Consider the following 8170-nt stretch of genomic DNA (forward strand, 5'->3'; position numbering starts at 1 on the left):
AAGTGGTTCCCGGACAAGCGCGGCCTGGCCGCCGGCATCACCGCCGCGGGCTTCGGCGCCGGCTCGGCCTTCACCGTCGCGCCCATCCAGTGGATGATCGCCGAGAACGGCTTCCAGGCGGCGTTCCTCTGGTTCGGCATCGGCCAGGGCGTCATCGTCTGCATCCTCGCGTTCTTCCTGGCGTCGCCCAAGAAGGGGCAGGTGCCCGAGGCGGCGATCAACGCCAACGTCATCCAGACCCGCCGGAACTACGCGCCCGGCGAGGTCGCCCGCCAGCCGATCTTCTGGCTGATGTACTTCATGTTCGTGATCGTCGGCGCCGGCGGCCTGATGATCACCGCGAACCTGAAGCCGATCGCTTCCGACATCGGCGTCGACAAGATCCCGGTGACGATCCTGGGCGTGACGATGGTCGCGATCACCTTCGCGGCGACGATCGACCGGGTGCTCAACGGGCTGACGCGGCCGTTCTTCGGCTGGGTCTCGGACAAGATCGGCCGCGAGAACACGATGTTCATCGCCTTCGCGATGGAGGGCTTCGGCATCTACATGCTCTACCTCTGGGGCCATGATCCCCTGTGGTTCGTGCTGCTCTCCGGCTTCGTGTTCTTCGCCTGGGGCGAGATCTACTCGCTCTTCCCCTCGACCTGCACCGACACCTTCGGGTCGAAGTTCGCGGCGACGAATGCCGGCCTGCTCTACACCGCCAAGGGCACGGCGGCGCTGCTGGTGCCTGCGGCCAACTACCTCCAGCAGAGCACGGGCAGTTGGGACGGCGTGTTCCTGCTCGCGGCCGGCGCCAACATCCTGGCCTCGATCCTGGCCATCGCCGTGCTCAAGCCCTGGCGCAAGCGCGTCGTCGCCAACGCGCTGCTCACGCCCGCCGAGGTGGAAGCCGGCCGCGGGGTCGTGACGGCCTGACGCGGCCTCCTCGCGAACACGCGTGATCGATGATGGGCCCGGCACCGGCTTTACGGTGCCGGGCCTTCGCGCGTAACGGGTGAGCGCGGCCCGGAGGAACGCGGATGGATGCCGACGAGACCGAAGCGCGGACATCCGTGGTGGTGGCGGCGCGCGGCCTCGACGCGCAGGGGCTCAACCGCGGCACGTCGGGCAACGTCTCGCTGCGCTGGCGCGACGGCCTGCTGATCACGCCGTCGGGACTTCCGAGCGCACGGATGACGCCGGAGGACGTCGTGTTCCTGGACCGCGATGGCGGCTTCGACCATCCCCTGGCCCCGTCCTCGGAATGGCGCTTCCACCGCGACATCCTGCTCCACCGGCCGGAGGTGGCCGCCGTGGTCCACGCCCACCCGGTCTACGCCACCGCCTTCGCGATGTGCCGGCAGGCGATTCCGGCGGTCCACTACATGATCGCGGCCGTCGGCGGACCGACGATCCGCTGCTCGGGCTACGCCACCTTCGGCACCGAGGCGTTGTCGCGCCTCGCCCTGGAGGCGCTGGAGGGCCGCACCGGCTGCCTGCTTGCCAACCACGGCATGATCGCCACCGGACCGGACTTGGCCAAGGCGCTGTGGCTCGCGGTGGAGATGGAGACGCTGTGCCGCCAATACGCCGTCGCGCTCCAGGTCGGAACGCCGGTGGTGCTGCCGGACGACGAGATCGCGCGGAACGTGGAGAAGTTCAGGCGATACGGGCCGCGGGCACGGATACCGTGACGGCTGCCGGAAGCGGATCATACGGTTTCCGGTTGATCGGTTCGCGGTTATCGCCCGCCCGGCTCTCCGTCTCCCCTCTGCGGGAGAGGGTGGCCCGTGAGCTAAGTCGGGAGAGGGGAGCGACGCTTCCGGATGCGGCGCTCCCTTCTACCGACCCTCGCGTAAGCCGAGGGCCTCCCTCCCCCGCAGAGGGGGGAGGGAGGGCGCGCAGCCGAACCGATCAACCGGAAACCGGATCAGTTCAGGTACGTGCGAATCCAGTTCGGAGACAGGATCTCGCCCTCCTCGGTAATGATCCACGGCTGCTTGGCCGGGTCGGTCAGCGCGCCCGCCGCGGCGGCGATCGCCTCGCGCAGGGTGCTGAACCGCTTCGGCTGGGCCAGCGGCGAACTCGCCGGAAGGGTGCGCCAGATCGTCAGATCGGCGGGTCGTTCCAGGGCCTCGGTTTCCATGTCGTGTTTTTCCTTCCGAAACGGCGTCGTCCGTTCAGGCGTCCGCGTCGGCAGCAAGGGCCGCTCCGCGAGGTCCACAGCGTATTTGGTCCAGGAATCGAAGCATCACTGAGGCAGCTTCACGGTCGTTTCAGTGCTTTCGTCAGGAACCGGTCACGATGTGGTCGCAAACCGCGCGTGCCGCACTGCCTGCCACCGGCATGAACCGCCGCCCGAGCCTCCCCGGTGCTCGTCTCGTCTTGCGAAAAGTGTCGTCCCAAGGAATGACCATTTCGTTAGCGCGTGCACCGCACCGGGACGGTGCGGTGCCGCACCTTGACCGTGCGCCTTCGACCGTGCGCCTTGGCCAATGTTGAAGAGCGCGCGCTGAACGCCACGTTAAGCACCCTGGGATCGCGCCGCCGCCGACGCGGCGTATGTGGATGTCGAGGAAAATTCGTCGTGCCGGACCGCTCCGCGCGCATCGTGCCGGCCGACGATCGCACCGTCCCCGAGGGGGCGGCCTTCGATCGACCCCGTGACCGGGCGGGCCGGGTGCGCGCGCCGCATCCGGCCCGCGCTGGCGGGCGTCGCGGGAGACCGGCCGCGGTCACCTTCGCCGTGCTCGCTGCGCTGCTGGCGGGTTCCGCATCGCCGGCGCGGCCGGCCGGGAAGCCGGAGCGTCCCCGCCTCTGCCCGGAGGATGCGCCGGAGGGCGTGCGCCTGCCGCCGCGGCCCGGCTGCGGATCGCGTGGCGCGCCCGCGCCGAAGCGCGAGACCGGCGTCTACGACCTCGGCAACGGAACCGACATCCGCATCGGCGGCCGCATCGGCGCCGCGTTCGACGCGCGGCGCTGACGCGATGGGCCTCGCCCTCGGCCTCATCGCCTGCCTCGGCCTGTGGTGGCTCGCGAGGAACGGCGCGCGTCCGAACCCGGCGCTGAACGCCCGCTTCCTGCGGCGGGCCGGCGCGTGGGCGGCGATCGCGCTCGCCGCGATCCTGCTTCTGCGCGGGCAGCCCGGCCTCGCGCTCGTCCTCGGCCTCGGCGGGGTCTGGCTGCTGGAAGGGCCCGAGCGGCTGGCCGGCCGGCTGAAGCGGCTGATCTTCGCCTCCAAAGCCGCCGCGCGCCGCAGGCCGGCGCTCGTCGCGTTCACGCTCCGGGACGACGGCGGCGTCGGCGACGGCGTCGTGCTCGGTGGCCCGTATGCCGGGCGGCGCCTCGACAGCCTCGCGCCGGCGGACCTGTCGCTGATCCTCGCCGTCTGCCGGGCGCACGATCCCGGCGGCGTCGCACCCCTAGAGGCGTATCTCGACCGCCGGCATCCCGGCTGGCGTGTAGACGCTGAGCGCGATGGCGACGCGGGGCCGAGCCGCCCGCCGCAGCCAGGGGCGATGACGCAGGACGAGGCTTATCAGGTCCTGGGGCTTGAGCGCGGGGCGACCCCGGAGGCCGTCCGCACGGCTCACCGGACGCTGATGAAGCGGGCCCACCCCGACCAGGGGGGCAGCGCCGAGCACGCGGCCCGCGTCAACGCGGCCCGGGACAGGCTGACGAACCGACATCGCTGAAACTCCACGCGCGTTGCCAGATGGTTTGGGGTGTTCGGACCGGCGGCGGGGTGGCCGTCGGCCTTGATTCCAGGCGGCGAACGGCCGCCCGTGGGACCGGGCCGCGTCAGCTCCGGGTGGCGAAGCAGTTGAAGCCGTTGCGCTTGAGCGCGGAGCAGGCGTCCTGCGCCGCGTCCTGCTCCTGGAAGCCGGAGAAACGGGCCCGGTAGAGCGTCGCACCGCTGTGCTCGACCTTCACCGTGTAGGGCGCGGCCTTCGCGAGGCTGCCCCCGGCCCGCGCGCGGGCGTCCGCGAGCATCGCCTTGGCCTTGCCCTCGTCGTCCATGGCGCCGAGCTGGATCACCCACGCCGTCGGCACGACCTTCGGTCCGGCCACCGGCTTCGGGGCCTCGGTGCGGGCGCCCGCGCCGTCGGCCGAGGCGATCCGGGCGTCGGACTTCCCGGAATTGCGCGCGCCGCCGGGGAACGCGGCCGGCCCGGCCGGCGGGCCGGCATAGGCCTGCGCGGCCTTCGGCAGCGGCTGCGCGCCGCCCTTCCAGGCCCCGCCCGGCGTCGCCGTCGAGCGGCTCGGGCCGATGTCGAGCGGCTCGCCGGCATCGGTCGAACTCGTGGTCTCGACCTCGTCGTCCTCGGCCGACGCCACCTGCGTCCGGGTGCGCGAGACCGCGTCGGCGACCACCGCGGGGCGGGCGCGCTCGGCGACCTCGACGGTCGGCGCCACTTGGCGGGCGCCGGCATAGGCGCGCGGCAGGCTGGCGCGCACGAGGTCGGCCATGATCCGGTCGCGGCTCGCGCCCGACTTTCCGCCGAGCACGATCGCCACGATCTGGCGGTCGTCGGATTTGGCCGCCGTCATCAGGTTGAAGCCGGAATCGCGGGTGTAGCCGGTCTTGATGCCGTCGACGCCCTCGACGGTGCCGAGCAGGCGGTTGTGGTTGCCGATGGTGCGCCCGCGGAAGGCGAAGGCGCGGGTCTGGAAGTAGCGGTAGTAGCGCGGGAAGCGGTCCTGGATCGCGCGCGCCAGCACGGTGAGGTCGCGTGCCGTGGTGATCTGGTCGGCGTCCGGCAGGCCCGACGCGTTGGCGTAGCGCGTGCGGCTCATGCCGAGGGCATGCGCCTTGGCGGTCATCAACTCGGCGAACCGCTCCTCGGAGCCGGCTATGTTCTCGCCGATGGCGCAGGCCACGTCGTTGGCCGACTTGGTGACGATCGCCTTGATCGCATCCTCGACCGCGATGGTCGAACCGGGGCGCAGGCCGAGCTTGGACGGGGCCTGGGCGGCTGCGTGGGCCGAGATCGTGAGGTCCGAATCGAGCGCGAGGCGGCCCTTCTCCATCTGCTCGAACAGCATGTAGAGGGTCATCACCTTGGTGATCGAGGCCGGGTGGCGCAGGGCGTCCTCGTTGACGGCATGCAGCGTCCGGCCGGTCTTCACGTCGACGACCATCGCCGCGTAGGGCGGGCTGTAGCCGCCGCCGGGGCGAACGTGATGGCCGCGACGGCGCGCCTCGGCGGGGGATGCCAGCGCCGTCAGGATGGCTGCGGCGGCGAGGACCGCCGGAATCGCGGCCGCCGTCCGGGGGCGGCTTGGAACGCTACGCATCACGACTCATCGCCCTCGACAGACCGGCCGCAGCCGGTTTGCATCGCACCATCCGCGTCGGCCGAGCCCTGCGGCGTGGCCCGATCACGTCTATCGGACACGCTAGGTCAGCGCAGTTACGGCGCGGTTAATGGGTCACGACCCTGTCGCGGCCTGCCTGTGCGGCACAGGCCGGATCGACGTTTGATGCTGCACCGCACAAACGTGCTGTCCAGGCGACACGAACATGCTGGCCAGGCGGCTTCGCCGCGCTCAGTGGCCGGACCACCGGTTGAGGCGCGATCCGATCCGGCGGGATCGGCTCCGGGAGGCTGAGGCGCCGCCGCCGCGGACAGTTGCGCGCAGAAGACTGGCGAAACCGCGCCCCACCCTCTAGATTGGCTTCGACGCGTCCGGGCCCTCCGCACTCATGCGAAAAGTCCCGGCCGAGAGTGGAGCCGGTTCGATCACGATGACAGACGTCCCGATGCGGGGCACCGCTCATCCCCCCGCCGACAGACGGTGGCCTCCCTCCGGGGCGGCCGGGACCGCGACGACCGCCGCGAACCCGCGGTCGCCGGGGGGCGACGATCGCTCGAATACGGCGATCATCACGCGCACCAAGCCGAAGACCAAGCGGCCGAGCCTGTATCGGGTGCTGTTGCTCAACGACGACTATACGCCGATGGAATTCGTCGTGCTCGTCGTGGAGCGTTTCTTCAACAAGACCCAGGAAGACGCCTACCAGATCATGATGCACGTGCACCACAACGGCGTCGGGGAGTGCGGCGTGTTCACCTACGAGGTCGCCGAGACCAAGGTGACGCAGGTCATGGACTTTGCACGCAAACACCAACATCCTCTGCAGTGCGTTATGGAAAAAAAGTAGGCCCCCGCAGCAGAAGGCCCGAGCATTTGCCCAGCTTCTCACGCAGCCTGGAACAAGCCCTCCACCGCGCCCTGGCGCTCGCCGGAGAGCGCCGCCACGAATACGCCACGCTGGAGCACCTGCTCCTCGCGCTGGTCGACGACCAGGATGCGGCCGCCGTCATGCGCGCCTGCAACGTCGAGATCGACACGCTGAAGCGCAGCCTCGTCGAGTACGTCGACACCGAACTGTCCAACCTCACCGGCGACGGCCGGCAGGACGCCAAGCCCACGGCCGGCTTCCAGCGAGTGATCCAGCGCGCGGTGATCCACGTGCAGTCGTCGGGCCGCGAGGAGGTGACGGGGGCCAACGTCCTGGTGGCGATCTTCGCCGAGCGCGAGAGCCACGCCGCCTACTTCCTGCAGGAGCAGGACATGACCCGCTACGACGCGGTCAACTACATCAGCCACGGCATCGCCAAGCGCCCCGGCGCCTCCGAGTCGAAGCCCGTGCGCGGCGCCGAGGAGGAAGGGACCGGGGAGCGGCCGAGCGACGACGGCGAGGGCCGCACCAAGAAGAAGGGCGACGCCCTCGACGCCTACTGCGTCAACCTGAACAAGAAGGCGCGCGACGGCAAGATCGACCCGCTGATCGGCCGCCACACCGAGGTCGAGCGCACGATCCAGGTGCTGTGCCGCCGCCAGAAGAACAACCCGCTGCTCGTCGGCGACCCCGGCGTCGGCAAGACCGCGATCGCCGAAGGCTTGGCGCGCAAGATCATCCAGCACGAGGTGCCGGAGGTGCTGGCCGACGCCACCGTGTTCTCGCTGGACATGGGCACGCTCTTGGCCGGCACGCGCTACCGCGGCGACTTCGAGGAGCGCCTCAAGCAGGTGATGAAGGAGATCGAGGCGCACCCGAACGCGGTGCTGTTCATCGACGAGATCCACACGGTGATCGGTGCCGGCGCCACGTCGGGCGGAGCGATGGACGCCTCGAACCTGCTCAAGCCGGCGCTTGCTGCCGGCACGCTGCGCTGCATCGGCTCGACCACCTACAAGGAGTACCGCCAGTACTTCGAGAAGGACCGCGCCCTGGTGCGCCGGTTCCAGAAGATCGACGTCAACGAGCCGTCGATCCCCGACACGATCGAGATCGTGAAGGGCCTGCGCCCGTACTTCGAGGAGTTCCACAAGCTCAAGTACACCACCGAGGCCGTGAAGGCCGCGGTGGAGCTGTCGGCGCGCTACATCAACGACCGCAAGCTGCCGGACAAGGCGATCGACGTGATCGACGAGACCGGCGCCTCGCAGATGCTGGTGCCCGAGGCACGGCGCAAACGCGTCATCGGCATCAAGGAGATCGAGGCGACCATCGCCACGATGGCGCGCATCCCGCCCAAGACCGTGTCGAAGGACGACGCGGTGGTGCTCCAGCACCTGACCGAGAACCTCAAGCGCGTCGTCTACGGCCAGCCGAACGCGATCGAGGCGCTGACCTCGGCGATCAAGCTGGCGCGCGCGGGCCTGCGCGATCCCGACAAGCCGATCGGCTCCTACCTGTTCGCGGGCCCGACCGGCGTCGGCAAGACGGAGGCCGCCAAGCAGTTGGCCTCGTCGCTCGGCGTCGAGATGCTGCGCTTCGACATGTCGGAATACATGGAACGCCACACCGTGAGTCGCCTGATCGGCGCGCCGCCCGGCTATGTCGGCTTCGACCAGGGCGGCCTGCTCACCGACGGCATCGACCAGCACCCGCACTGCGTGCTGCTGCTCGACGAGATCGAGAAGGCGCATCCGGACCTGTTCAACATCCTGTTGCAGGTGATGGACCATGGCAAGCTCACCGACCACAACGGCAAGCAGGTCGATTTCCGCAACGTGATCATCATCATGACCACGAATGCGGGCGCCTCCGACATGGCGCGCTCGGCCTACGGCTTCACCCAGATGAAGCGGTCGGGCGACGACGTCGAGGCGATCAACAAGCTGTTCGCGCCGGAATTCCGCAACCGGCTCGATTCGATCATCTCCTTCGGCC

At 70.0% G+C, this 8170-nt stretch carries 8 protein-coding genes; 6 read left to right on the top strand and 2 right to left on the bottom strand.

All coding sequences use genetic code 11. The features are described 5' to 3' along the window. Together oxlT and ACFE86_RS19770 are read left to right on the top strand one after the other, a co-directional pair. The coding region (gene oxlT, locus ACFE86_RS19765; RefSeq protein WP_375457032.1) for an oxalate/formate MFS antiporter at nt 1–921 on the top strand (921 nt) is incomplete at its 5' end. A 104-nt stretch (nt 922–1025) separates the two neighbouring features. Then, nucleotides 1026–1679, top strand: a complete 654-nt coding sequence (locus ACFE86_RS19770) for a class II aldolase/adducin family protein (RefSeq protein WP_375457033.1) — start codon at nt 1026–1028, stop codon at nt 1677–1679. 236 nt (nt 1680–1915) lie between these two features. On the opposite strand, the gene ACFE86_RS19775 is transcribed toward ACFE86_RS19770, so the two are convergent. Then, complete coding sequence (locus tag ACFE86_RS19775) at nt 1916–2131, bottom strand: hypothetical protein (RefSeq protein WP_375457034.1); 216 nt, start codon at nt 2129–2131, stop codon at nt 1916–1918. A gap of 441 nt (nt 2132–2572) precedes the next feature. On the opposite strand from ACFE86_RS19775, the gene ACFE86_RS19780 reads away from it, so the two are divergent. Both ACFE86_RS19780 and ACFE86_RS19785 read left to right on the top strand, forming a co-directional pair. Continuing rightward, nucleotides 2573–2968 (top strand): hypothetical protein, encoded by a 396-nt coding sequence (locus ACFE86_RS19780; RefSeq protein WP_375457035.1) that lies wholly within the window; start codon nt 2573–2575, stop codon nt 2966–2968. A 4-nt stretch (nt 2969–2972) separates the two neighbouring features. Then, the gene (locus ACFE86_RS19785; protein WP_375457036.1) at nt 2973–3680 is read left to right on the top strand and encodes a DnaJ domain-containing protein; all 708 of its coding nucleotides are present in this window, start codon (nt 2973–2975) and stop codon (nt 3678–3680) included. Between the two features lie 106 nt (nt 3681–3786). Here ACFE86_RS19785 and ACFE86_RS19790 read toward each other — a convergent pair whose 3' ends face one another. Beyond that, the gene (locus tag ACFE86_RS19790; RefSeq protein WP_375457037.1) at nt 3787–5283 is read right to left on the bottom strand and encodes an SPOR domain-containing protein; all 1497 of its coding nucleotides are present in this window, start codon (nt 5281–5283) and stop codon (nt 3787–3789) included. 466 nt (nt 5284–5749) lie between these two features. Here ACFE86_RS19790 and clpS point away from each other — a divergent pair, with 466 nt between their 5' ends. Beyond that, a complete protein-coding gene (clpS, locus tag ACFE86_RS19795; RefSeq protein WP_375457039.1) occupies nt 5750–6151 on the top strand; it encodes an ATP-dependent Clp protease adapter ClpS in 402 nt (133 codons plus the stop codon). Between the two features lie 26 nt (nt 6152–6177). Continuing rightward, nucleotides 6178–8170, top strand: a 1993-nt coding sequence (gene clpA / locus ACFE86_RS19800) for an ATP-dependent Clp protease ATP-binding subunit ClpA (protein WP_375457038.1), incomplete at its 3' end; no start/stop codon positions are given.

The sequence above is a fragment of the uncultured Methylobacterium sp. genome (assembly GCF_964244095.1).
Lineage (GTDB): Bacteria > Pseudomonadota > Alphaproteobacteria > Rhizobiales > Beijerinckiaceae > Methylobacterium.